This window comes from Micromonospora sp. DT47 (genome assembly GCF_049844475.1).
Lineage (GTDB): Bacteria > Actinomycetota > Actinomycetes > Mycobacteriales > Micromonosporaceae > Micromonospora.
Genome location: NZ_JBNCLC010000022.1, coordinates 1 through 22,621, shown reverse-complemented (window position 1 = coordinate 22,621; position 22,621 = coordinate 1). Strand labels below are relative to the sequence as shown.

The window sequence follows — 22,621 nt, the reverse complement described above, 5'->3', positions numbered from 1 at the left end:
GTGAACAGGGGGGATGACCGAGTGATCCGATCGATGAGGGCCGGCCGGCGTGAGCCGGTGCCGCCGACGCCGCACCCGTCGGGCGCGCGGCCGCCGGCGCTGCCGGCAGAGGCGCTGCCGAAGCACGTCGCCGTGGTGATGGACGGCAACGGCCGGTGGGCCAAGGAGCGCGGCCTGCCCCGCACCAAGGGTCACGAGCAGGGGGAGTACAGCCTCTTCGACACCATCGAGGGCGCGATCGAGCTGGGCATCCCCTACCTGTCGGCGTACGCGTTCTCCACCGAGAACTGGCGGCGCTCCCCGGACGAGGTCCGGTTCCTGATGGGCTTCAACCGGGACGTCATCCGCCGCCGCCGCGACCAGCTGGTCGACCTCGGTGTCCGGGTGGTCTGGTCGGGGCGGCCGGGCCGGCTGTGGAAGAGCGTCATCTCCGAGCTGCAGACCGCCGAGGAGATGTCCCGCGGCAACTCGACGCTGACCCTGCAGTTCTGCGTCAACTACGGCGGGCAGGCGGAGATCGCCGACGCGGCCGCCGCGATCGCCCGGGACGTGGCCGCCGGCCGGCTGGACCCGGCCAAGGTCACCGAGAAGACCGTGGCGAAGTACCTCTACCACCCGGAGATTCCCGAGGTGGACCTCTTCCTGCGCCCCTCCGGCGAGGAGCGGATCTCCAACTTCCTGCTCTGGCAGACCGCGTACGCCGAGCTGGTCTTCCTCGACACGCTCTGGCCGGACTTCGACCGCCGGCACCTCTGGTACGCCTGCGAGCTGTACGCGCAGCGGGACCGCCGGTTCGGCGGCGCACTGCCCAACCCGGTCGCCCCGCGGACGTAGGTCACGCTTACCGACCCCGCGGGTGGGGTACCACTCCTTCAGCAGATACGACGCGGAGGTGAACCCACATGATTCAGAAGCGGATTGCCCAGTGGGCGGTCATGGCGGTCGCCGTGCCGCTGGCAGCGGCCGGTGCGCGCCGGATCAGCCACACGCTGGAGGCCCGTCGTGGCCCGACCGGCGTGAGCCGACTGCTCGCCAAGGGCGCCGACATGCTGCGCCCGCAGAAGGCCAAGCGTCGCCGGTTCTGGTGACGCCTCGACGCCGCCGCCGCCGCCGTGCGGCGGCGTCGTCGTGTCCGGCGCCGCCCGGTGCGTCGACCATGGAGTCGTGGTGCCCCGCAGCGGCCGCGGGAGGTGTGGAACGCCCACCACGACCCATGATCGACAGGCCAACCCGGCCGGTGGGCGGGGTGCGGGTGGGTACGATCGGGGCGGGCGCGGCGTGGGACGCGTCCGGCCTGCGGGGGGTGGGGATGGCGGATCTCCGGTACAAGATGATCATGGCGTTGAACGCGGCCGATCTGGGCAGCCCGATCTGCGAGCAGGTCGCGGAGATCTGCACGGAGATCGCCGAGCAGCACTGCGCGGAGCTCGGGCACGCCCCGAGCGTGCGGTCCGGCGAGATCGCCGAGCTGGCCTCCGGTGAACCGGCGCTGACCTGGGTGCCCACCGAGACCGGGCAGCGTGCCTGGTGACCGCCGTCGCGCCGGCGCCGGCGGTGGACGTCCGCCGAGCCGCCGACCGGTTCGCCACCCGACTGTCCTGGCTCGACTCGAAGCACTCCTTCTCGTTCTCCCGGCACTACGACCCGGCCAACACCCACCACGGGCTGCTGCTGGTCAACAACGACGACGTGGTGCACCCGGGCACCGGTTTCGAGACCCATCCGCACGAGGACATGGAGATCGTGACCTGGGTGCTGCGCGGCTCCCTGGTGCACCAGGACTCCACCGGCCATTCCGGCGTCATCTATCCGGGCCTGGCCCAGCGGATGAGCGCCGGCACCGGCATCCTGCACTCGGAGAAGAACGACTCCTGGCGGCTGGAGGGTCGGGAGCCGCACTCCGACCCGGTCCACTTCGTGCAGATGTGGGTGCTGCCCGACACCGACGGCGTCGACCCGGGCTACGAGCAGCTGGAGATCGGCGACGAGCTGCTCCGCGGCGGCCTGGTCCCGGTCGCCTCCGGGATGGACCGGTACGACGGCGCGTCGGCGATCCGGATCCGAAACCGGTACGCGACCCTGCACGCCGCCCGGCTCAGCCCGGGCGACGAGGTGCTCCTCCCGGACGCGCCCTTCCTGCACCTGTACGTGCCGGCCGGCGCGGTGACGCTGGAGGGCACCGGACGGCTCGGCGAGGGTGACGCCGTCCGGATCACGATGTCCGGCGGCCAGCGGGTGGCCGCCAGCGAGCCGGCGGAGATCCTGGTCTGGGAGATGCATGCCACTCTCGCCTGAGGGGCTGTCAACTGTTGCCGGTTGAGTAGGCGTCGGTACGGGTTGGTGGCCTTGAAGGAGTCGGTTGCGGTGTGGTGGGGGACGTGGCCATGGTGGCTGCGGTGATTGTCGTACCGGGTGGCTACCGTGCCGGACATGGCGCACCGGGACCGATTGAGTGTGGTGCAGGCGTACCGGTTCGCGTTGGACCTGACTCCGACGCAGCGGCGGGCGGTGCTGGCTCATGCCGGTGCGGCGCGGGTAGCGCACAATTGGGCGCTGGCCCAGGTGAAGGCGGTCATTGATCAGCGGGCCGCCGAACGCTCTTACGGCATTGACGAGGCGGACCTGACCCCGGCGCAGTGCTGGTCGCTAGCCGCGCTGCGTAGGGCGTGGAATCAGGCGAAGTCCGATGTGGCGCCATGGTGGGCCGAGTGCTCCAAGGAGGCGTTCAACACGGGCCTTGACGCGCTGGCCCGGGGGTTGAAGAACTGGTCCGACTCGCGTAACGGCAAGCGCGCCGGGCGCCCGGTGGGGTTCCCCCGGTTCAAGTCTCGGCGCCGCTCGACCCCGTCGGTGCGGTTCACCACCGGGGCCATCCGCGTCGATGCGGACCGCATGCATGTGGTGCTGCCCCGGCTGGGCCGGCTCAAGTTGCACGAGTCGGCCCGCAAGCTGGCCCGCCGCCTGGAGGCGGGCACGGCCCGGATCCTGTCGGCGACAGTGCGCCGTGGCGGCGGCCGGTGGTACGTGTCATTCACCTGCGCGGTGGAGCGCGCCCAGCGGATGCCGGCCAGTGCGGAGGCGAGGGTCGGCGTCGACCTGGGTGTGAGGCATTTGGCGGTGCTGTCCACCGGTGAGCTGGTGCCCAACCCGCGCCACCTGGACGCCGCCGCCCGCCGATTGCGCGCTCTGGCCCGGCGCGCCTCTCGCCGGGTCGGCCCGGACCGGCGCACCGGCCGACGCCCATCGAAACGGTGGGAGACGGCCCGCGGGCAGTTGGCCCGCGCGCACGCTCGGGTGGCGAACCTGCGCCGTGACGGCCTGCACAAGCTGACCAGCCGGCTCGCCCGCGCCTACGGCACTATCGTGGTCGAAGACCTCAACGTCGCCGGGATGCTCGCCAACCGGCGCCTGGCCCGGCACATCGCCGACGCCGGGTTCGCCGAGCTGCGCCGGCAACTCGGGTACAAGACACAGTGGTACGGCGGTCGGCTCGTGGTCGCCGACCGGTGGTTTCCGTCCTCGAAGACGTGCTCGGGCTGCGGCGCGGTGAAAACCAAACTCGCCCTGTCCGAGCGCACCTACACCTGCACCTGCGGCCTGGTCCTGGACCGGGACGTCAACGCCGCACGGAACCTGGCCGCGCTGGCGGTCACCGTCGCCGGGAGTGGCTCGGAGACACGAAACGGACGTGGAGCCGACCGTAAGACCCCGCTTGCGGGGCGGGTGGCTGTGAAGCGTCAACCCGGCACCGCCACGGCGGGCAAGACCGGGATCGTCCCACCGCAAGGTAGGACATCCAATCATGTGCTCACGTACGCATCATGAAAGGAAGCGGTCAAGCCTCCAGTTCGGAGCGGTCACCCGCCCAGCGGGTGTGGAATGAGCCCTCCCGGTCCACCCGGTGGTAGGTGTGCGCGCCGAAGTTGTCCCGCAGCCCCTGGATCAGCGCCGCCGGCAGCCGTTCCGCGCGCAGCGCGTCGAAGTACGCCAGCGACGACGAGAACGCCGGGGTGGGCACGCCGGCCCGGGCCGCATCGGCCACCACCCGCCGCCAGCTCGGCACCCCGTCGCTGACCGCCTCGGCGAAGTACGGCGCCACCAGCAGCGTCGGCAGCTCCGGCTGCGCGTCGTACGCCTCGCGGATGCGGTCCAGGAAGCGGGCCCGGATGATGCAGCCGCCCCGCCAGATGGTCGCGGTGCCGCCCAGGTCGATGTCCCAGTCGTACTCCCGGCTGCCGGCGCGGATGTGGTCGAAGCCCTGCGCGTACGCGACGATCTTGCTGGACAGCAGCGCGCGCCGGACGTCCTCGACGAAGGTCTCCCGGTCCTCGACCTGCCACTTCTCGCCGGCGTCGCCGAAGGCCCGGCGGGCGGCCTCGCGCTGGTCGGCGTGGCCGGAGAGCGACCGGGCGAAGGTCGCCTCGGCGATGCCGGTGATCGGGATGCCCAGGTCCAGCGCGCTCTGCACGGTCCAGCGGCCGGTGCCCTTCTGTTCGGCCTGGTCGAGGACGACGTCGACGAAGGGGCGGGCGGTGGCCGCGTCGGGGTGCGCCAGCACATCGGCGGTGATCTCGATCAGGAAGGACTCCAGCTCGCCGGTGTTCCACTCCCGGAAGATCTCCGCGATCTCCGCCGGCTCGGCCGACAACCCCGCCCGCAGCAGGTCGTACGCCTCGGCGATGAGCTGCATGTCGGCGTACTCGATGCCGTTATGCACCATCTTGACGAAGTGCCCGGCGCCGTCCGGGCCGATGTGCCGGCAGCACGGGGTGCCGTCCACCTGCGCGGCGATCTTCTCGAATATCGGCCCGAGCTTGGCGTACGACTCCGGCGAGCCGCCCGGCATGATGCTCGGCCCGCGCAGCGCGCCCTCCTCGCCGCCGGAGACGCCGGTGCCGACGAAGTGGAGCCCGTGCCCGCGCAGCGCCTCCTCCCGCCGCCGGGTGTCGGCGAAGTGCGCGTTGCCGCAGTCGACGACGATGTCGCCCTCCTCGAGCAGCGGGATCAGCTCGTCGATGACCGCGTCGGTCGGTGCACCGGCCTTCACCATCACGATGACCGCGCGGGGCCGCTCCAGCGAGGCGACGAAGTCGGTGAGGGACTCGGACGGCACGAAGGCGCCCTCGTCGCCGTGCTCGGCGACCAGGCTGCGGGTGCGCTCCGCCGAACGGTTGTGCACCGCCACCGTGAAGCCGTTGCGGGCGAGGTTGCGGGCCAGGTTGCGACCCATCACCGCCAGACCGGTCACGCCGATCTGCGCCGTCGCCTGCTGTGCCATCCGTACCGCCACCTCTCGTCGGACTGCCCGTCCTGCGACCGTATCGCGGTCCACGGCGGTCCGGGCCGGCTCATCGACGTCGGGTGAGCGCACCGTCAGCGCGGCGTGGCGGCGTGGCGGTCGCGGCCCGGCAGCCGGCCGCACCACAGCCACGCCCCCACCCCAGCGCGCCGCCGACCACCGGATCCCCCTCACGACGCACCACCCACACCGCAAGCCACTCCTCCAAGATCACCAATACCTACCAACGCCTACTCAACCGGGAACAGCTGACAGCACTCCACGGTGGTGAACATGGCGTCGGTCCGGTTCGGCAGCCCGGCCTCGCGGACCACCCGGACGGCCTCGGCGACCAGGTCACCGACGGACTCACCCACGCCGAGCGGGGTGATCGAGAACGCGATCAGCACGTCGCCGATCGTGCCAGTAATTCGCCTGCGGGTCGCCCGGGCCGTCGGTTAGCCTGTCGGCATGCGCAACTGACGCCCTCTTTCGGAAGCTGGCCCGCCGCCGTCGCCGCGGGCCGCTGCTCCGGGCGTCCGCATTCCACCCGCCGCCGTCGTCACGGCGTCTTCCGTGGTCGGGCTCCCCGGGGCAGCCCCGTTCCCCGTTCCCCGCTCGCCGCGCCATCGGCGCCCGCAGTCAGGAGGCAGCGTATGCCCGCCAAACGCAATCCGAAGAAATCCCGCAAGCCGTCCGCCGGGCCGTCCCTGGTGGACGTGACCCTGCCCGACGTCGACATCCCCGCGGTGGCGCCGGCCGCGCCGCTCGCCCTGCCGGCGTCGACGCAGGCGGAGACCCCGCCACCGCCGAAGGCCGGCCCGCCGCCCGGTCGGGACGCCCGGTTCGCCGGGCGCAACCAGCGCGCTGGCCAGGCCCGCCGGTACGCCTTCCGCCGCAGCTGACCGGGCCGGGTGCAGTTGTTGTCGTTCCAGCGACAACAACTGCACCCAACGGAGGGGGCGGCCCCGCCTGGCCGTGTTCCGCCGGCCAGCCTGTCCGCCGCTGCTGGTCGGCGGTCAGCCGAGCAGGGGACGGAAGGTGCCGAGCACGATGCTGGCCGCGAGCGCGCCGCCGGCCAGCACCGCCGCCCCGGCGATCAGCAGCCCGTCCGCCGTGGTGAAGTGCTGCCGGCGGGCGACCGTACGCGGGGTGCCGGCGTCGAAGCCGCGGGCGTCCATCGCCACCGCCAGTCGGGTGCCCCGGCGGATCGCCCCGACCAGCAGCGCGAACGCGGTCGAGACGAAGAGCCGCAGCTTGGCCGCCGGGTTGCCGCCCGAATCCACGCCCCGGGCCCGGCGGGCCATGCTGATCATCTGCCACTCCTGGCCGAGCAGCGGCACCAGCCGGAACGCGGCCAGCGCGCCGATGGCGAACCGGGCCGGGGCCTTCGCGTTCTGGATCAGCGCGTCGGCCAGGTCGGTCGGGTCGGTGGTGGCGAAGACGATCACACCGGGCAGCGCCACGGCGAGCATCCGCAGCACCAGACCGAGCGCGGTCAGCAGCACCCCGGAGGTGACCACCACCGGCCCGGCCTCGGCCAGCACCCGGCCCGAGCGGTCGGCGGCGAAGAGCACCAGCGTGATCAGGATGCCGGCCGCGCTGGCCAGCAGCGGCCAGGCCCGTCGGGCCAGCACCCGGTAGCGGATCCCGAACAGCGGCAGCGCGGCCAGTTCGATGGCGATGGCGATCGCCGGTGCGACCGGATCCACAGTGGCGATCAGCGCGAACGAGAAGACCAGCGCCGCGGCGAGCTTCGCCACCGGGTTGCGCCGGGCCAGCGGCGCGCCGGGCGCGGCGACCGGCTCGACGCTGATCACGGGCGGTCCAGGGCCGCAGGGTCCGCCGGGCGCTCCAGGGCCGCCGGGTCGGCCGGGCGTTCCAGGGTGACCTTGCGGTCGGCGAGGGCGGCGACGAAGTCCGGGTCGTGGGTGACCGTGACGACGCCGTGGCCGGCGTCGCGCAGCTCGGCGAAGAGGTCCACCAGCTCCAGCCAGGTCCGCCGGTCCTGGCCGAAGGTGGGCTCGTCGCAGATCAGCAGGCGGGGCGCGGTGGCCAGGGCGGTCGCCACGCTCAGCCGCCGCGCCTCGCCGCCGGAGAGGGTGTAGGGGTTGGCCGCCGCCAGCTTCGTCAGCCGCAGCCGCTCCAGCAGTCCGTCCACGGTGGACGCGATGGTCGCCTCGGGTCGACCGGTCCGGCGCGGGCCGAGCGCCAGCTCGTCGAAGACCGTGCCGGTGACGAACTGGTGCTCCGGATCCTGGAAGACCGAGCCGATCCGCCGGGCCAGTGCGGGTGCCCGCCAGCGGTGCGGGGGAGTACGGGCGTCGGCCCCGGCTAGCTCCGCCGTCGCGGTGACCGTGCCGGCGCCCGGCCGGAGCAGCCCGCCGAGCAGCAGCGCGAGGGTGGACTTGCCGGCGCCGTTCGGCCCGAGCACGGCGAGCGCCTCGCCGGCGCGTACCCGGAGATCGGTGACGGCCAGCCGGGGTGGCAGGCCGAGCCGGTCGGCGGTGAGCAGCAGCTCCCCGGCGGGCGCGGTGGCCCGCCGGGGCGGCGCGATACGGCCGGGCACCCAGACGCCCTCGGCGGCGAGCGCGTCGCCGTACGCGGCGAAGACCGCGCCGGGCGGTCCGTCAGCCCGGACCCCGCCGCCCGGCTCCAGCACCACCACCCGGTCGACCAGCGGCAGCGCGTCGGCGACCCGGTGCTCGACCAGGATCAGGGTGGTGTCGGCGTCCAGGGCGGCGGCCACCGCCTGCCGGACCAGCGCGGCGCCGGCCGGGTCGAGGTTCGCCGTCGGCTCGTCGAGCAGCAGCAGCCCCGGGCGCAGGGCGAGCGCCCCGGCCAGGGCGAGGCGCTGCTGCTCGCCGCCGGAGAGCGCCGCCGTCGGCCGGTCCCGGTGGTACGGGAAGCCGACCCGGCGCAGCGCCTCGTCCACCCGCGGCCAGATCTCGCCGGCCGGCACCCCGCGGTTCTCCAGCCCGAACGCGACGTCGTCGCCGCACCGGGCCATCACCAGCTGGGTCTCCGGGTCCTGGAAGACGATGCCGACCCGTTCCCGGCCCTTGCGCGGGTCGAGACCGTCGATCTCGACGGTCCCCTCCTGCTCGCCGGAGTCGTCGGGCAGCAGCCCGGCCAGCGCCGCCAGCAGGGTGCTCTTGCCCGCCCCGGAGGGCCCGAGCAGCAGCACCCGCTCCCCGGCCTCGACGCGCAGGTCGACACCACGTACCGCCCAGGCCTTCCGCCCGGCGTGCCGCCACCCGAACCCGCGCATCTCGACCGCGCTCACCCGTGCCCCCTCCCTGCCCAGCCTGCCCGGTCGATCATGAGGTCGACGGTGGTTCCCGCGATCGACCTCGCCGGCAACCCCATGACCGACGTGGATTACCGGTGGCCGGTCAGACGGCGGCGCGTTCGCGGCCGGCGGGGAAGCGGTCGAGGACGCCGGTGCCGGCCAGCGCGCGGGTGAGCGCGACGCTGCCCAGACCCGCCACCACCAGCGAGCTGGCCGCCGTGATCAGGATGTACGGGAGGCGGAAGCTGCCCCACGCGGTGCCCGGGTACCAGACGAAGACGTCATAGATCGCGGCGGCGAGTCCGGCGAGCGTGCCCGCCAGCAGCGCGACGGGCAGCCGGTAGTTGCGGTACGCGAACAGCGCGAAGGCCAGCTCGGCGGCGGCCGCCTCCAGCGGGCCCTGCACGACCAGCGTCCAGCCCCAGCTGCTGCCGAGCGCCACCGACACCAGCGCGGCGAAGGTGAGGGTGAAGAACGCGGCGCCGGGCTTGCGGATGATCAGCGCGCCCAGCACCGCCGGCACGAGCCACACGCCGTAGAGAACCGCCCGGCCGGGCAGCGGGATCGCGTCCGCCGGCCCGTTCCACAGCAGGCCCCAGGCCCAGAAGATGACGCCGAAGGCCACCCCGAGCACCGAGGCGATGACGATGTCGATGGTGCGCCACCGGCTGGTGGTGTTGTCCCGCATGATTGCTCCCAGTTCAGGTGAAGGAACCAGGAGAAGACGCACGCCGCGCCCGGTACACCGGACGGCGGCGCGGCTGGAGGTCGACCGAACTCCCTGCGCTGGCATTACCCAGATCAGGTTCGAGGGTCTGCGGGCGGTGCCCGCACTCTCAGCGCTGTGCGCTCCCCTGTCGGATGTGAAGTTGTCTCGGCAGACGCTAGCACTGACCTGGGGCCACGGCCCAGCCGCTCGGCGGCCGACCCGGCGGCGCACGGTGACCCGGCGGCGGGCTGGGTAGGCTGCCGATCATGCGGGTCGAAGCGCGAGGGCTGACGTTCGAGGTACGCACCGGCGGCCCGGAGGGCGGCGACCCCGTCCTCCTGCTGCACGGCTTCCCCCAGCACGGCGGGGAGTGGGACGAGGTGGTGCCGGCACTGCACGCCGCCGGCCTGCGCACGTACGCGCTGGACCAGCGCGGCTACTCGCCGGGCGCCCGGCCGGCCGCCGTCGAGGACTACCGGATGGCCGAGTGCGTCGCCGACGCGGTCGCCGTGCTCGACGCGCTCGGGGTCGACGCCGCGCACGTCGTCGGGCACGACTGGGGTTCGCTGGTCGCCTGGCACCTGGCCGCCCGGCACCGGGAGCGGGTCCGGACGCTGACCGCCGTCTCGGTGCCGCACCCGGGCGCCATGGCGCACGCACTTTCCACCGATCCGCAGCAGAAGGCGCGCTCGTCGTACATCCTGCTGTTCCGCAAGCCGGGCAAGGCGGAGAAGGTGCTGCTGGCGCTCAACGCCGCCGCGCTGCGCAGGATGCTCGGCGGCGTCGGGGACGCCGAGCGGGTCGCCAGGTACGCCGAGCCGATGCGCGAGCCGGGCGCGCTGACCGCCGCGTTGAACTGGTACCGGGCAATGTCCCGCACCGACCTGGCCGCCACCGGGCCGGTCGATGTGCCGACCACGTACGTCTGGAGCGACAAGGACGTGGCCATCGGCCGGACGGCCGCCGAGGCGTGCGCGGCGCAGGTGACCGGCGATTACCGCTTCGTGGAGCTGTCCGGGGTGACCCACTGGATCCCCGACGAGGCGCCGGCTCCGCTGGCCGAGGCGATCCTGGACCGGGTCCGCGGCCTGGCCTGAGCCGGCCGCGGACCGCCCGGCACCGGTCCGCGGTGCGGCCCGGCCGGGAGCGGCCCGGCGCTCCCGGCGGGGGTGCGGCACCGGGCGGTGACGATCAGCAGACCGACGACGGACGGAGGAAGCATGACGGTGAGCGCCGAGGACTACCTGGCCGTGGTGACCGCGGCGATCGACCGGGTGGCGGCCGGCCAGCGCGAGGCGGTGGGTCGGGCGGCCGACCTGCTCGCCGAGGCGCTGCGGGCCGACGGGGTGATCCACGCCTTCGGCACCGGCCACTCCGAGGCGCTGGCCATGGAGATCGCCGGCCGGGCCGGTGGGCTGGTGCCGACCAACCGGATCGCGCTGCGCGACCTGGTACTGCTCGGCGGGGCGCCGGCGAGCGTGCTCGGGCCGCACCTGGAACGCGACCCCGCGGTGGCGCACCGGCTCTACGAGTTGGCGCCGGTCAGCCCGCCGGACATCTTCGTGCTCGCCTCCAACTCCGGTGTCAACGGCGCGATGGTGGAGTTCGCCTCGGTGGTGAAGGAGCGCGGGCACCGGCTCATCGCGATCACCTCGGCCGAGCACTCGGGCCGGATGACCTCGCGCCACCCGTCCGGGCGCAAGCTCGCCGACTTCGCCGACGTGGTGCTGGACAACGGCGCCCCGTACGGCGACGCGACCCTGCCGCTGCCGGGTGGCGGCGCGGTCGGCGCGGTCTCCTCGATCACCGCGGCCCTGCTGGCCCAGCAGATCGTGGCCGAGACGGTGGCCCGGCTGATCGCGGCGGGGGAGCGGCCCCCGGTCTACCTGTCGGCCAACATCGCCGGCGGCGACGAGCACAACGCCGCGCTGGAGGCCCGGTACGCCGGCCGGATCCGTCGAGGATCATGATCCGGTTTCGCGCGCGTCCTAATCGGGCAATGGCGTTGCTGCCGGCGGGCTGAGCCCCGCCGGCAGTACCGTCTCATCCGGAGGTAGCGCATTGTCCAAGGAATCCGAGAAGCAGCGCTGGCAGCGCAACTTCGCCGACCTGTTGCAGGAGCTGCGGGTCGCGCAGACCGGAGTGCAGATCCTCTTCGCCTTCCTGCTGACCCTGCCGTTCAGCAACGGGTTCACCCGGACCACGGACTTCCAGAAGGACGTCTACATCGTCGCGCTGCTGTCGGCGGCCGCCGCCACCGCGATGATCATCTCGCCGGTCGCCTTCCACCGGGCGCTGTTCCGCCAGGGCCGCAAGCCGGAGCTGGTCCGCTTCGCGCACCGGATGGCCACTGGCGGCCTCGCCTTCATGCTGGTCTCCATGGTCAGCGCGGTGCTGCTGATCACCGACTTCGTGCTGAGCCGGCCGATCGCCTTCGCGCTCAGCGCGGTCACGGCGCTCTGGTTCCTGACCTTCTGGATGATCCTGCCGTTCGCCCGGCGCAGCTGGGGCGACATCGACGACGACGACGATGACGATGACGATGACGAGCCGCAGGTGCTGAGCGGTGACTGACCCGTCCTGACCGGCGGAAAATCGGACGTGCGACAACGCTACCCCTGGGTAACAACCGGGGGTAGCGTTTTCCTTGTCGCGCACGTCGACGCAGCCGGACCGAGGTTCGAGGGGGCAGCCGTGACCACGACGCAGAACAGCACCCAGGACGGCGCCGGGCCGCTGCCGGCCGAGGCGGGTCAGGTCTCCGAGAAGGAAGCCCGTCAGGTCGCCGAGGCTGCCCGGGAAGCGGCCTGGGACCGGCCCAGCTTCGGCAAGGAGCTCTTCCTCGGCCGGTTCCGGCTGGATCTGATCAACCCATGGCCGCGGTCCGACCCGGCGGACGTCGAGCGGGCCGAGACGTTCCTCGCCGAGTTGGGGGCGTACCTGCGCTCCGAGGTGGACGGCGCAGCGATCGAGCGGGACGCGTCCATCCCGGACGAGGTGTTCCACGGGCTGGCCCGGCTGGGCGCCTTCGGCATGAAGATCGACCGGAAGTACGGCGGCCTCGGGCTGAGCAACCTGCACTACTGCCGGGCGCTGATGCTGGTCGGCTCGGTCAGCCCGGCGATCGGCGCGCTGCTCTCCGCCCACCAGTCCATCGGCGTGCCGCAGCCGCTGAAGATGTTCGGCACCGACGAGCAGAAGCAGCGCTTCCTGCCCCGGCTGGCCGCCGGCGAGGTCTCCGCGTTCCTGCTCACCGAGCCGGACGTTGGCTCCGACCCGGCCCGGCTGGCCACCACCGCGGAGCCGACCGCCGACGGCGCCGGCTACCGGCTCAACGGGGTCAAGCTCTGGGCCACCAACGGCACCGTCGCCACGCTGCTGGTGGTGATGGCCCGGGTGCCGGCCGCCGACGGCCGGCGCGGCGGCATCACCGCGTTCGTGGTGGACGGCGACAGCGAGGGCATCACGGTCGAGCGGCGCAACGCCTTCGTCGGCCTGCGCGGCCTGGAGAACAGCCTCACCCGCTTCCACGACGTCTTCGTGCCGAAGGAGAACGTGATCGGCGGCGAGGGCAAGGGCCTGAAGATCGCGCTGACCACGTTGAACACCGGCCGGCTGTCGCTGCCGGCGATGTGCGTCGGCGCCGGCAAGTGGTCGCTGAACGTGGCCCGGGAGTGGGCCGCCGACCGGGTGCAGTGGGGCCGGCCGGTGGGCGAGCACGAGGCGGTCGCCCAGAAGCTGGCCTTCATCGCCGCCACCACGTACGGCATGGAGACCATGCTCGACCTCTGCTGCCTGCTCGCCGATGACGACCGTAACGACATCCGGATCGAGGCGGCCCTGGTCAAGCTCTACGCCAGCGAGATGGCCTGGAAGATCGCCGACGAGTTGATCCAGATCCGGGGCGGGCGCGGCTACGAGACGGCAGACTCGCTGGCCGCCCGGGGCGAGCGCCCCGCCGCGGTCGAGCAGATCATGCGGGACCTGCGGATCAACCGGATCTTCGAGGGATCCACCGAGATCATGCACCTGCTCATCGCCCGGGAGGCGGTGGACGCGCACCTCTCGGTGGCCGGCGACATCATCGACCCGGACGCCGGGCTCGGCCGCAAGGCGAAGGCGGGGGCCCGGGCCGGTGCCTTCTACGCGAAATGGCTGCCGACCCTGGCGGTCGGCAAGGGGCAGCGCCCCGGGGCGTACGCCGAGTTCGGCCCGCTCGCCGGCCACCTGCGGCAGGTGGAGCGCTCCTCGCGCAAGCTGGCCCGGTCGACCTTCTACGCGATGTCCCGCTGGCAGGGGAAGATGGAGCGCAAGCAGGCGTTCCTCGGCCGGGTGGTGGACATCGGCGCGGAGCTGTTCGCGATGTCCGCGGTCTGCCTCCGGGCGTACGCGGAGAAGGACACCCGCCCGGAGAACATCGAGCTGGCCGACCTGTTCTGCCGGCAGGCGCGGATCCGAGTGGAGCAGCTCTTCACCGCCCTGTGGGACAACACCGACTCGGTCGACGTGGCCGCCGCGAAGCGGATCCTCGCCGGCCGGTACGCCGGCCTGGAGGAGGGTGTGCTGACGCCGCCGGCCGACGCGCCGTGGGTCGCGCGCTGGTCGCCCGGCCCGTCCACCACGCCGGACGTCCGCCGCCGCATCCCGCCGCGGGGCTGACGTCCGCCGCCCGCCACGACGTGCGGCATGTCGCGGTCTCCGGCAGCCCGGACACCGCGCCATGCCGCATCCGGCGTACGCCCCGCGCGCGCGGCGCGCCGGCTGACCGGCCGCCGTGCGCGGTCAGCGGGCGATCGCCCAGGCCAGCACCCCGGCCAGGATCAGCCCGTTGAGGGCCGCGAGCACCAGGTACGCCGCCGGCGGGATCTTGCGCCCCCGGCGGACGAAGCTCACGAGGGCGGCGGCGTAGCCGAGCAGCAGCACCGCGATGACGATCAGGAACCAGAGCACCGGCACAGCCTAGCGGCCGCCCCGCAGGCCGAGGCGGCGCAGCTCCAGCGCGGCGAGCGCGTCGACGGTGGCGTCGTCGCCGCGGCGCCACGCCTCGGCCACGTCCGGATCGATCTTCGTCAGCTTGCGCAGCGGCTGACCGGCCAGCGCCCGCAGGGCCAGCAGGTCCCGCCCGGCCGGGGCGACGGCCAGTGCCTTCGCCGACGCGGCCCGGCGCATCCAGCGCAGGCGCAGCGGCAGCCAGCCGACGAGCACCAGGCCGAGCGGGAAGACCAGCACGGCGATGCTGAGCGCCAGGGCGAGCTGGCCGACCAGTTCCTGCTGGTCCCGGCCCGCCTCGGCCATCGCGCGGGCGGCGTCGGCGGCCTTGTTGAACGGGGTGGTCAGCTCGTCGCCGACCAGCGGCACGCGGCCGATCTTGCCGCCGGCGTCGGCCAGGTTGTCGGCGAGGCCCCCGCCGGCCCCCTCCAGCTTCTGTCCGGGTACGGCGAGCTTCTGCACCAGGTCGTGCAGCCAGAGGGCGAAGCGGATCGCCGCGTACACCCAGACGGCGACCAGCAGGTCGGTGAGGAGCTGACGGAGGGCGACCGGAAAACGGTCAGCGTAGATCTTCACGCCGGACAGCGTGCCACGGTGGCGGCCGCCCGGCACCCCCACGCGTCACCGCCCGCCCGGCACCGCCGCGCGTCACCGCCCGCCCGGCACGGCCGCGCGGGCCGTCAGCCGGCGCACTCCGGGCAGCTGCCGAAGATCTCCAGGGTGTGGCTGACGTCGGAGAAGCCGTGCTGCGCCGCCACCCGCTCGGCCCAGGTCTCCACGGTCGGCCCGGCCACCTCGACGGTGCGCCCGCAGGACCGGCAGACCAGGTGGTGGTGGTGGCCCTCGCTGCACCGGCGGTAGAGGTGCTCGCCGCCGGGCGGGCGCATCACGTCGATGTCGCCGGCGTCGGCGAGGCCCTGCAGCGTCCGGTAGACGGTGGTCAGCCCGACCCGTTCACCCCGGGCGCGCAGCATGGCGTGCAGGTCCTGCGCGCTGTGGAAACCCTCGACCTCGGCGAGCAGCGCGCTCACCGCGGACCGCTGCCGGGTGTTGCGCAGCGCGGCGCTGCTCTCGGTCATGCCGCCGCCTCCCTCGGATCGGCGACGCCGTGGGGCTCCAGCGCGCTGTGCCCGACGATCCGCTCGCTCATGATCCCTCCCCGGCGTGGCTGACCGCGTCCGCCACGATGTGCGCGACATGCTCGTCGACCAGCGCGTACGCGATCTCACGGCCGCGCCGGGAGCCACGCACCACCCCGGCACCGCGCAGCACCCGCAGGTGCTGGGAGACCAGCGGTTGCGCGGCGCCGAGCTTCTCGACCAGCTCGTGCACGCACCTCTCACCCTGCGCCAGCTCGCTCACGATCGCCAGCCGGATCGGAGCCGAGAGGGCGCGCAGCAGGTCACCCGCCCCCTCGAAGGCGTCATAGCCATTCCTGCCGGTCACCCTGCAACGGTAACCAATACCACCGACACGCCGTGTCCCCGCGTCACCGGAGCACGACCTCGTGTGGTTCGTGGTCGGTCGTGGTGGTCGGGGTGGCGCGGCGGCGCAGCACCCGCCAGGCGGCCGCGCCGACCGCGACGACCAGGAACGAGGCGATCGCCAGCAGCACCACCGAGGCGCCCGGGGCGGTGTCCGCGCTGGCCGCCACCCAGACCCCGGCCCCCGCGGCGAAGAGGCCGAGCGCCATGGCCGCCGTCATGGTGCTGCGGAACCCTCGGGTGACCTGCTGCGCGGTGGCCACCGGCACCACCATCAGGGCGCTGATCAGCAGTACGCCGACGGCCCGCATGGCGATGGTCACGGTCACCGCGGTGGTGACCGCCAGCAGCAGGTTCAACGCCCGGACCGGCAACCCGGAGACCCGGGCGTACTCCTCGTCGTGGCAGACCGCGAAGAGTGCCGGGCGCAGCGCCAGCATGATCACCCCGATGGTCGCGCCGAGCACCGCGATGGTGGTCAGGTCGGCGGCCGAGGTGGTGGTCAGCGACCCGAAGAGGTACGCGTTGAGGTTGGCGCTGCTGGCGTCGGAGAGGCCGACCAGCATCACGCCGCCGGCGATGCCGCCGTAGAAGAGCAGCGCCAGCGCTAGGTCGCCGGAGGTACGGCCGCGGGCCCGGACCAGCTCGATGGTGATCGCGCCGAGGGTCGCCGCGACCACCGCCACCAGCACCGGGGAGCGGTTGAGCAGCAGGCCGGCGCCGACGCCGGTCAGCGCCACGTGCCCGATGCCGTCGCCGATCAGCGCCAGCCGCCGCTGCACCAGGTAGATCCCGAGCGCCGGGGCGGCCAGCCCGATCACCAGGGCGCCGAGCAGCGCCCGCCACATGAAGTCGTACTGGAAGAGGTCCATGCTCAGCTGCTCCACAGCCCGGCGGGCTCCTCGGGACCGTGCGGGTGCACGTGGTCGTGGTCGGGCTCGGCGTGGTGGCCGGCCGGTTCCGGCACGGCGCCGTCGTGGCAGACGCCGCCCTGGTGCACGACGACCGCCCGGCTGATCAGCGGGCGCAGCGGGCCCAGCTCGTGGGCGACCAGCAGCACCGTCCCGCCGCCGCCGACGAAGTCGTGCAGCGCCCCGGCGAACGCCTCCTGGCTGGCCGCGTCGACCCCGGCGGTCGGCTCGTCGAGCACCAGCAGCTCCGGCTCGCCAGCCAGTGCCCGGGCGATGAGGGTGCGCTGCTGCTGGCCGCCGGAGAGGGTGGCCACCGGGTCGCCGGCCCGGTCGGCGAGCCCGACCGCGCGCAGCGCCGCGTCGACCGCGGCCCGGTCGGCGCGACCGGACGGGCGCAGCACGCCCCGGCGGGCCAGCCGCCCGGAGGCGACCACCTCGCGCACGGTGGCAGGTACGCCGCCGCTGGCGCCGAGCCGCTGCGGGACGTACCCGATCCGCCGCCACAGCCGGAACCGGCGCAGCGGGGTGCCGAACAGCTCCACCGAGCCGGCGGTCAGCGGGACCAGCCCGAGCACGGCGCGGATCAGGGTGGACTTGCCGGAGCCGTTGGCGCCCAGGACGGCGACCACCTCGCCGGCGGTGACGGTCAGCGAGACGTCCCGCAGCACGGGCCGGCCGTCGTAGCCGGCCGCCGCGTGGTGGACGTGGATCACCGGCGTGGTCACGAGCACCCCAGCGCGGTCCGCAGGGTGGCCAGGTTGGCGCGCATCACCGAAAGGTAGTCCCCGCCCCGGTCGCCGGAGAGCCCTTCGATCGGGTCGAGCACCGCGGTCTTTGCGCCGACCTCGGCGGCGATGGTCTCGGCGACCTTCGGGCTGACCAGCGTCTCGAAGAAGATCGTGCTGGCCTGGTGCTCCCGGGCCTCCCGGGCGACCTCGGCCAGCCGCTGCGGAGAGGGCTCGGTGTCCGGGGTGAGACCGGTGATGCCGACCTGCTCCAGCCGGTAGCGCTCGGTGAGGTAGCCGAAGGCGGTGTGGCTGACCACGATCTCCCGGCGCTGGCAGGTCTTCAGCCCGGCGGCGTACTCGGTGTCGAGCTTCTCCAGCTCGCCGCGGAGCGCCGTGGCCCGGGAGGTGTAGTCGGCGGCCCGGTCCGGGTCGACCTCGCCGAGCCGCTCGGCGAGCTTGTCGGCGACGGTGGCCAGCCGGGTGGGGTCGAGCCAGAGGTGCGGGTCCTTGCCGCCGCTCTCCTCCTCGGCGTGACCGGCCTCACCCTCGTGCTGGTGTCCGCCGTGCGCGGCGTCCTGCAGCGGCTGCACCGTCGTCACGTCGAAGGCCCGCTTCGCGGCGTTCTGGTCGACGGCCTCGTCCACCGCCGGCTGGAAGCCCTTGAGGTAGACGACCAGCTCCGCCTCGCTGACCTGGCCCACCTGGCCCGGGTTGAGCTCCAGGTCGTGCGGCTCGGCGCCCGGCTTGGCCAGGTTGGTGACCGTGACCGCGTCCCCGCCGACCCGCTCGGCGACGAACTGCAGCGGATAGAAGGCGGCCACCACGTCCACCCGGTCCGGGTCGGCGCCGGCGCCGGTGGAGCAGGCGGTGGCGCCGCCGAGGGCGAGCAGGGCGGCGGCGGCGGCCAGGACGCGGGGCAGGGATCGGGCGGTCATGTCATCAACTGTCCGTGGCAACGACAATGATTGTCAAAAACGCATGATTGCATGTCAGAGCAGCTTGACCAGGGCCACCGTGATCAGCAGCGTCAGCATGACCAACCGGAGCACCCGGGTCCGCGGCGTCTGCACCGGCCAGGTGGTGGCGAGCAGGAAGACCAGCCCGGCGGCCAGCGCCAGCAGCAGCACCCCGCCGACCGGGCCGGGCGCGAAGAACGCCACCATCACCAGCACCAGCGTGGCGAGGAACATCGTCGTCGGGTTCACCCGGGCCAGCCGGGCCAGCAGGGGGCTCTGCGTACGCTGCATCCCACAGACTCTACGAGGAGGAACCCGGTGTTGGTGACCAACCGGTTCGTGGTCGACGTCGATGTCGCGGACGACTTCGCCGGCCGGGCGCACGCCGCCCTGGCCGCGCTCGCCGACCGCCCCGGCTACCTGCGCGGCGAACTCCTCCGCGCGCTGGACGACCCCCGGCACTGGTGCCTGGTCACCGAGTGGGAGTCGGTCGGCACGTACCGGCGGGCGCTGGGCGGCTTCGACGTCAAGATCGCCGCGGTGCCGCTGCTCGCCGAGTCGCTCGACGAGCCGTCCGCGTACGAGACGCTGGCCAGTGCCGCCCCGGAGGGTGCGGTCGTGGTGGCCAGTAGTGATCGGGCCTCGCGTCCACACCGCTGAGCCGGCGGGCACTACCCTGCTCCTATGACCGCTCCCGGCCCGGCAGCCCCACCGCCGTACCCCCCGCCGCCCGGCCGGGACGGCACCCCGCCGCCCGGGTCGTCGGGCGACCCGGGAGTGCCCGCCCCGCCGCCGGGGCCGGGTGTGGCCCCGCCGTTCGCCGCGCCGCCGACCGAGGGCGGCCGGAAACGTCTCTGGCTGGGGCTCGGCGTGGGCGCGCTCGCCCTGCTGATCTGCTGCGGCGGGGGCGGCGCGGCCGCCATCGGGCTGGTGGTCAGCAACGTTCAGGCCATCGAGGAGCAGGGGAAGTCGGTCACCGACGACTACTACCGCGCGCTGGTCGAGCGGGAGTTCGCCAAGGCGTACGACAAGCTCTGCGACGACGCGCAGCGGCGCGAGTCGCGGGCGGAGTTCGCCCGGCGGGTGGCCGAGGAGCCGGCGGTCGCCGCCTACCGGGTCGGCGAGGTCGATCCGACCGCGCTGACCGTGCCGGTCGACGTGACCTTCAGCGGCGGCAGCCGGGACGTCCAGCAGGTGACCCTCGCCGCCGACCAGCAGACCGGCGGCATGGAGGTCTGCGGGGTCACCTGAGCCGTCCCCGGTATTCTGCTGGGCTCGGGGGTGCCGCTGGTCGTACCGTTGTCCCGAACTGTTCGTTCCGTCCATATCACGTCCCCGCCGACCGCCAGCCGGCGTAGGAGGAAACATGCCAGCCGACCGTATCGACGCCGTCGTCAGCCTCGCCAAGCGCCGAGGCTTCGTCTTCCCCTCCAGTGAGATCTACGGGGGCACCCGGTCGGCGTGGGACTACGGTCCGCTCGGTGTGGAGCTCAAGGAGAACGTCCGCCGGCAGTGGTGGAAGACCATGGTCCAGCAGCGCGATGACGTCGTCGGCCTGGACTCCGCGGTCATCCTGGCCCGCAAGGTGTGGGAGGCCTCCGGCCACATCGCCGAGTTCGTCGACCCGCTGACCGAGTGCCAGTCCTGCCACAAGCGGTTCCGCGCGGACCACCTGGAGGAGGCGTACGCCGAGAAGCACGGCAAGCCGCTGACCTCGCTGCAGGAGCTGAACTGCCCGAACTGCGGCAACAAGGGCACCTTCACGGAGCCGAAGATGTTCAACGGCCTGATGAAGACCTATCTCGGCCCGGTGGAGAGCGACGAGGGCATGCACTACCTGCGCCCGGAGACCGCCCAGGGCATCTTCATCAACTACAAGAACGTGGAGACGGTCGCCCGCAAGAAGCCGCCGTTCGGCATCGCGCAGACCGGCAAGTCGTTCCGCAACGAGATCACGCCGGGCAACTTCATCTTCCGTACCCGGGAGTTCGAGCAGATGGAGATGGAGTTCTTCGTCGAGCCGGGCACGGACGAGCAGTGGCACGAGTACTGGCTCCAGGAGCGCTGGAACTGGTACCTCGACCTGGGTCTCTCCGTGGACAACCTGCGCATCTACGAGCACCCGAAGGAGAAGCTCTCCCACTACTCGAAGCGCACCGTCGACATCGAGTACCGGTTCCAGTTCGGCGGCGCCGAGTTCGCCGAGCTGGAGGGCATCGCCAACCGCACCGACTTCGACCTCTCCACGCACAGCAAGCACTCCGGCGTCGACCTGTCCTACTTCGACCAGACGAAGCAGGAGCGCTGGATGCCGTACGTCATCGAGCCGGCCGCCGGCCTCACCCGCGCGGTGCTGGCGTTCCTGCTCGAGGCGTACGACGAGGACGAGGCCCCGAACACCAAGGGCGGCGTGGACAAGCGCACCGTGATGCGCTTCGACCCGCGGCTGGCCCCGGTGAAGGTGGCGGTGCTGCCGCTGTCCCGCAACGAGGCGCTCTCGCCGAAGGCCAAGGGCCTCGCCGCCCAGCTGCGCAAGCGCTGGGTGGTCGAGTTCGACGACTCGCAGGCGATCGGCCGCCGCTACCGCCGGCAGGACGAGATCGGCACCCCGTTCTGCGTGACGGTCGACTTCGAGACCCTCGACGACGACGCGGTGACCGTGCGGAACCGGGACACCATGGCCCAGGAGCGGGTCGCGCTGGACCAGGTCGAGCGCTACCTGATCGAGCGCCTGCCCGGCTGCTGACCGGCCGTCCGACTCGCTGAACTGGTGGGGGCCGAACCAGATCCTCTCCAACCTGGTCGAGGGGGCTGATCCTGTCCAACCCCGGTACCTACTGACCCGTACGCCGGTCGCCGTCGCGGTGCGAGTTCGCTCACCATCGCGGCGGCGACCGGCCACCGGGCCCCGGCGGGCGGCGACCGGCGTGGGATTCTTGGGTACGTGACCAGTCCCGCCGCTTCCGTCGCGCTCCGCCCGCTCACCCTCGGGCCGCACCAGGTGTGGCCGCCGGTGGTGCTCGCCCCGATGGCCGGCATCACCAATGTCGGCTTCCGGCAGCTCTGCCGGGAACAGGGCGGTGGCATCTACGTCTGCGAGATGATCACCACGGTCGCGCTGGTCGAGCGGAACCCGAAGACGCTGCGCATGATCGCGTTCGGTGACGAGGAGAAGCCGCGCAGCCTCCAGCTCTACGGCACCGACCCGGAGATCACCGCCGCCGCGGTGCGGATCGTGGTCGAAAAGGACCTCGCCGACCACATCGACCTCAACTTCGGTTGCCCGGTACCCAAGGTCACCCGCAAGGGCGGCGGCTCCGCCCTGCCCTGGCGGCGCCGGCTCTTCGCCCGGCTGGTCAAGGCCGCGGTGGACGCCGCGTCACCCGCCGGGGTGCCGGTCACCGTCAAGATGCGCAAGGGCATCGACGACGACCACCTGACGTACGTCGAGGCCGGCCTCGCCGCCCAGGACGCCGGGGTGGCGGCGGTCGCCCTGCACGGGCGTACGGCCGCGCAGCGCTACTCCGGCACCGCCGACTGGGACGCGATCGCCACCCTGAAGCAGGCCCTGGACGTGCCGGTGCTCGGCAACGGCGACATCTGGGAGGCCGACGACGCCCTGCGGATGGTGGCCCACACCGGGGTGGACGGGGTGGTGATCGGCCGGGGCTGCCTGGGCCGGCCGTGGCTCTTCGCCGACCTGGAGGCGGCGTTCAACGGCCACGCCGAGCGACGGCTGCCCATCCTCGGCGAGGTCGCGACGACCATGCGCCGCCACGCCGAGCTGCTGGTCGACCAGTTCACCGTGGGCGCGCGGAACCCGGCGCGCGGCGAGCGGGACGGCTGCACCGACTTCCGCAAGCACGTCGCCTGGTACCTGAAGGGCTTCCCGGTCGGCAGCGAACTGCGCCGCGAGCTGGCGATGATCGAGAGCCTGGCGCAGCTCGACGACCTGCTCGGCAAGCTGGACCCGACCGAGCCGTTCCCGGTGGCCACGCTGGGCCAGCCCCGCGGCCGTACCAACTCGCCGGGGAAGGTCTTCCTCCCGGACGGCTGGCTGGCCAGCCGCGACGACGACACCGTCCCGGAGGGCGCCGAGCTGGCCGACTCCGGCGGCTGACCCGCGGGCCGCCCCTGACGGTGGCGCAGAGACGACGAAAGGGCCGGCCCCTGGGTGGGGGGTCGGCCCTTGTCGTTGTGGGGTCAGGAGGCGGTGGAGTAGCCGCGGGTGGCGATCCAGTCGGCGAGGTTGTCGATGCTCATCCGGTAGGTGG

General features: G+C 73.1%; 26 protein-coding genes, 1 pseudogene and 1 riboswitch. Of the genes and pseudogenes, 14 read left to right on the top strand and 13 right to left on the bottom strand.

Going from position 1 to position 22,621, the window contains the following annotated elements; all coding sequences use genetic code 11:
- Positions 1–33: 33 nt before the first annotated feature.
- The 5 genes from ACLQ2U_RS25725 (at position 34) to tnpB (ending at position 3,825) form a co-directional block, all read left to right on the top strand.
- A complete protein-coding gene (locus ACLQ2U_RS25725; RefSeq protein WP_425753554.1) occupies positions 34–834 on the top strand; it encodes an isoprenyl transferase in 801 nt (266 codons plus the stop codon).
- Between the two features lie 68 nt (positions 835–902).
- Positions 903–1,088: a hypothetical protein gene (locus ACLQ2U_RS25720; RefSeq protein WP_425753409.1), complete on the top strand. Its 186-nt coding sequence runs from the start codon at positions 903–905 to the stop codon at positions 1,086–1,088.
- Between the two features lie 158 nt (positions 1,089–1,246).
- On the top strand, positions 1,247–1,531 hold the full coding sequence (locus ACLQ2U_RS25715; protein WP_425753407.1) for a thioredoxin reductase: 285 nt from the start codon (positions 1,247–1,249) through the stop codon (positions 1,529–1,531).
- Positions 1,528–2,295 carry a pirin family protein gene (locus ACLQ2U_RS25710; protein WP_425753405.1) on the top strand — a complete coding sequence of 256 codons (768 nt, stop codon included), beginning with the start codon at positions 1,528–1,530 and terminating at the stop codon, positions 2,293–2,295. Before ACLQ2U_RS25715 ends, ACLQ2U_RS25710 begins: the two co-directional genes overlap by 4 nt.
- Positions 2,296–2,430: 135 nt before the next feature.
- Positions 2,431–3,825 (top strand): IS607 family element RNA-guided endonuclease TnpB, encoded by a 1,395-nt coding sequence (gene tnpB / locus ACLQ2U_RS25705; RefSeq protein ID WP_425753403.1) that lies wholly within the window; start codon positions 2,431–2,433, stop codon positions 3,823–3,825.
- A 10-nt stretch (positions 3,826–3,835) separates the two neighbouring features.
- Here tnpB and gndA read toward each other — a convergent pair whose 3' ends face one another.
- Positions 3,836–5,278 (bottom strand): NADP-dependent phosphogluconate dehydrogenase, encoded by a 1,443-nt coding sequence (gndA, locus tag ACLQ2U_RS25700; RefSeq protein WP_425753401.1) that lies wholly within the window; start codon positions 5,276–5,278, stop codon positions 3,836–3,838.
- Positions 5,279–5,556: 278 nt separating this feature from the next.
- Positions 5,557–5,688: pseudogene (locus tag ACLQ2U_RS25695) on the bottom strand (thiamine-binding protein); the annotation flags it as partial.
- 246 nt (positions 5,689–5,934) lie between these two features.
- Here ACLQ2U_RS25695 and ACLQ2U_RS25690 point away from each other — a divergent pair.
- Entirely contained in the window at positions 5,935–6,183 is a 249-nt protein-coding gene (locus ACLQ2U_RS25690) for a hypothetical protein (RefSeq protein WP_425753399.1), read from the top strand.
- Positions 6,184–6,297: 114 nt separating this feature from the next.
- On the opposite strand, the gene ACLQ2U_RS25685 is transcribed toward ACLQ2U_RS25690, so the two are convergent.
- The 3 genes from ACLQ2U_RS25685 to ACLQ2U_RS25675 form a co-directional block, all read right to left on the bottom strand.
- Positions 6,298–7,098: an energy-coupling factor transporter transmembrane component T family protein gene (locus ACLQ2U_RS25685; protein WP_425753397.1), complete on the bottom strand. Its 801-nt coding sequence runs from the start codon at positions 7,096–7,098 to the stop codon at positions 6,298–6,300.
- A complete protein-coding gene (locus tag ACLQ2U_RS25680; protein ID WP_425753395.1) occupies positions 7,095–8,564 on the bottom strand; it encodes an ABC transporter ATP-binding protein in 1,470 nt (489 codons plus the stop codon). Before ACLQ2U_RS25680 ends, ACLQ2U_RS25685 begins: the two co-directional genes overlap by 4 nt.
- A gap of 109 nt (positions 8,565–8,673) precedes the next feature.
- Complete coding sequence (locus ACLQ2U_RS25675; protein ID WP_425753393.1) at positions 8,674–9,258, bottom strand: ECF transporter S component; 585 nt, start codon at positions 9,256–9,258, stop codon at positions 8,674–8,676.
- Between the two features lie 72 nt (positions 9,259–9,330).
- A riboswitch (TPP riboswitch) is annotated at positions 9,331–9,436 on the bottom strand.
- Between the two features lie 109 nt (positions 9,437–9,545).
- On the opposite strand from ACLQ2U_RS25675, the gene ACLQ2U_RS25670 reads away from it, so the two are divergent.
- The 4 genes from ACLQ2U_RS25670 (at position 9,546) to ACLQ2U_RS25655 (ending at position 13,938) form a co-directional block, all read left to right on the top strand.
- Positions 9,546–10,376, top strand: coding sequence for an alpha/beta fold hydrolase (locus ACLQ2U_RS25670; protein WP_425753391.1), 831 nt, complete (start codon positions 9,546–9,548; stop codon positions 10,374–10,376).
- Between the two features lie 123 nt (positions 10,377–10,499).
- Positions 10,500–11,249: a sugar isomerase domain-containing protein gene (locus tag ACLQ2U_RS25665; protein ID WP_425753389.1), complete on the top strand. Its 750-nt coding sequence runs from the start codon at positions 10,500–10,502 to the stop codon at positions 11,247–11,249.
- A gap of 91 nt (positions 11,250–11,340) precedes the next feature.
- Positions 11,341–11,853, top strand: a complete 513-nt coding sequence (locus ACLQ2U_RS25660; protein ID WP_425753387.1) for a DUF6328 family protein — start codon at positions 11,341–11,343, stop codon at positions 11,851–11,853.
- Between the two features lie 120 nt (positions 11,854–11,973).
- Positions 11,974–13,938: an acyl-CoA dehydrogenase family protein gene (locus ACLQ2U_RS25655; protein WP_425753385.1), complete on the top strand. Its 1,965-nt coding sequence runs from the start codon at positions 11,974–11,976 to the stop codon at positions 13,936–13,938.
- A 123-nt stretch (positions 13,939–14,061) separates the two neighbouring features.
- On the opposite strand, the gene ACLQ2U_RS25650 is transcribed toward ACLQ2U_RS25655, so the two are convergent.
- The 8 genes from ACLQ2U_RS25650 to ACLQ2U_RS25615 form a co-directional block, all read right to left on the bottom strand.
- On the bottom strand, positions 14,062–14,229 hold the full coding sequence (locus ACLQ2U_RS25650) for a hypothetical protein (RefSeq protein WP_425753383.1): 168 nt from the start codon (positions 14,227–14,229) through the stop codon (positions 14,062–14,064).
- 9 nt (positions 14,230–14,238) lie between these two features.
- Positions 14,239–14,844 carry a hypothetical protein gene (locus ACLQ2U_RS25645; RefSeq protein WP_425753381.1) on the bottom strand — a complete coding sequence of 202 codons (606 nt, stop codon included), beginning with the start codon at positions 14,842–14,844 and terminating at the stop codon, positions 14,239–14,241.
- Between the two features lie 104 nt (positions 14,845–14,948).
- On the bottom strand, positions 14,949–15,347 hold the full coding sequence (locus tag ACLQ2U_RS25640) for a Fur family transcriptional regulator (RefSeq protein WP_425753379.1): 399 nt from the start codon (positions 15,345–15,347) through the stop codon (positions 14,949–14,951).
- Positions 15,348–15,414: 67 nt separating this feature from the next.
- On the bottom strand, positions 15,415–15,714 hold the full coding sequence (locus ACLQ2U_RS25635; RefSeq protein ID WP_425753377.1) for an ArsR/SmtB family transcription factor: 300 nt from the start codon (positions 15,712–15,714) through the stop codon (positions 15,415–15,417).
- Positions 15,715–15,757: 43 nt separating this feature from the next.
- Complete coding sequence (locus ACLQ2U_RS25630) at positions 15,758–16,624, bottom strand: metal ABC transporter permease (RefSeq protein WP_425753552.1); 867 nt, start codon at positions 16,622–16,624, stop codon at positions 15,758–15,760.
- A gap of 2 nt (positions 16,625–16,626) precedes the next feature.
- On the bottom strand, positions 16,627–17,388 hold the full coding sequence (locus tag ACLQ2U_RS25625) for a metal ABC transporter ATP-binding protein (RefSeq protein ID WP_425753375.1): 762 nt from the start codon (positions 17,386–17,388) through the stop codon (positions 16,627–16,629).
- Entirely contained in the window at positions 17,385–18,326 is a 942-nt protein-coding gene (locus tag ACLQ2U_RS25620; protein WP_425753373.1) for a metal ABC transporter substrate-binding protein, read from the bottom strand. Before ACLQ2U_RS25620 ends, ACLQ2U_RS25625 begins: the two co-directional genes overlap by 4 nt.
- 54 nt (positions 18,327–18,380) lie before the next feature.
- Complete coding sequence (locus tag ACLQ2U_RS25615; protein WP_425753371.1) at positions 18,381–18,638, bottom strand: DUF6703 family protein; 258 nt, start codon at positions 18,636–18,638, stop codon at positions 18,381–18,383.
- Positions 18,639–18,665: 27 nt separating this feature from the next.
- Here ACLQ2U_RS25615 and ACLQ2U_RS25610 point away from each other — a divergent pair, with 27 nt between their 5' ends.
- The 4 genes from ACLQ2U_RS25610 (at position 18,666) to dusB (ending at position 22,467) form a co-directional block, all read left to right on the top strand.
- Positions 18,666–19,007, top strand: a complete 342-nt coding sequence (locus ACLQ2U_RS25610; protein WP_425753369.1) for an antibiotic biosynthesis monooxygenase family protein — start codon at positions 18,666–18,668, stop codon at positions 19,005–19,007.
- 117 nt (positions 19,008–19,124) lie between these two features.
- The gene (locus tag ACLQ2U_RS25605) at positions 19,125–19,598 is read left to right on the top strand and encodes a hypothetical protein (RefSeq protein ID WP_425753550.1); all 474 of its coding nucleotides are present in this window, start codon (positions 19,125–19,127) and stop codon (positions 19,596–19,598) included.
- A gap of 115 nt (positions 19,599–19,713) precedes the next feature.
- A complete protein-coding gene (locus ACLQ2U_RS25600) occupies positions 19,714–21,093 on the top strand; it encodes a glycine--tRNA ligase (RefSeq protein WP_425753367.1) in 1,380 nt (459 codons plus the stop codon).
- 198 nt (positions 21,094–21,291) lie between these two features.
- On the top strand, positions 21,292–22,467 hold the full coding sequence (dusB, locus tag ACLQ2U_RS25595) for a tRNA dihydrouridine synthase DusB (RefSeq protein WP_425753365.1): 1,176 nt from the start codon (positions 21,292–21,294) through the stop codon (positions 22,465–22,467).
- Positions 22,468–22,621 lie beyond the last annotated feature (154 nt).

What these genes read in the sequence shown, in the direction of transcription:
- ACLQ2U_RS25725 (WP_425753554.1), top strand. Translation starts at nt 34, where the DNA reads ATGAGGGCCGGCCGGCGTGAGCCGGTGCCGCCGACGCCGCACCCGTCG.
- ACLQ2U_RS25720 (WP_425753409.1), top strand. Translation starts at nt 903, where the DNA reads ATGATTCAGAAGCGGATTGCCCAGTGGGCGGTCATGGCGGTCGCCGTG.
- tnpB (WP_425753403.1), top strand. Translation starts at nt 2,431, where the DNA reads ATGGCGCACCGGGACCGATTGAGTGTGGTGCAGGCGTACCGGTTCGCG.
- gndA (WP_425753401.1), bottom strand. Translation starts at nt 5,278, where the DNA reads ATGGCACAGCAGGCGACGGCGCAGATCGGCGTGACCGGTCTGGCGGTG.
- ACLQ2U_RS25690 (WP_425753399.1), top strand. Translation starts at nt 5,935, where the DNA reads ATGCCCGCCAAACGCAATCCGAAGAAATCCCGCAAGCCGTCCGCCGGG.
- ACLQ2U_RS25675 (WP_425753393.1), bottom strand. Translation starts at nt 9,258, where the DNA reads ATGCGGGACAACACCACCAGCCGGTGGCGCACCATCGACATCGTCATC.
- ACLQ2U_RS25670 (WP_425753391.1), top strand. Translation starts at nt 9,546, where the DNA reads ATGCGGGTCGAAGCGCGAGGGCTGACGTTCGAGGTACGCACCGGCGGC.
- ACLQ2U_RS25665 (WP_425753389.1), top strand. Translation starts at nt 10,500, where the DNA reads ATGACGGTGAGCGCCGAGGACTACCTGGCCGTGGTGACCGCGGCGATC.
- ACLQ2U_RS25640 (WP_425753379.1), bottom strand. Translation starts at nt 15,347, where the DNA reads ATGACCGAGAGCAGCGCCGCGCTGCGCAACACCCGGCAGCGGTCCGCG.
- ACLQ2U_RS25630 (WP_425753552.1), bottom strand. Translation starts at nt 16,624, where the DNA reads ATGGACCTCTTCCAGTACGACTTCATGTGGCGGGCGCTGCTCGGCGCC.
- ACLQ2U_RS25620 (WP_425753373.1), bottom strand. Translation starts at nt 18,326, where the DNA reads ATGACCGCCCGATCCCTGCCCCGCGTCCTGGCCGCCGCCGCCGCCCTG.
- ACLQ2U_RS25615 (WP_425753371.1), bottom strand. Translation starts at nt 18,638, where the DNA reads ATGCAGCGTACGCAGAGCCCCCTGCTGGCCCGGCTGGCCCGGGTGAAC.
- ACLQ2U_RS25600 (WP_425753367.1), top strand. Translation starts at nt 19,714, where the DNA reads ATGCCAGCCGACCGTATCGACGCCGTCGTCAGCCTCGCCAAGCGCCGA.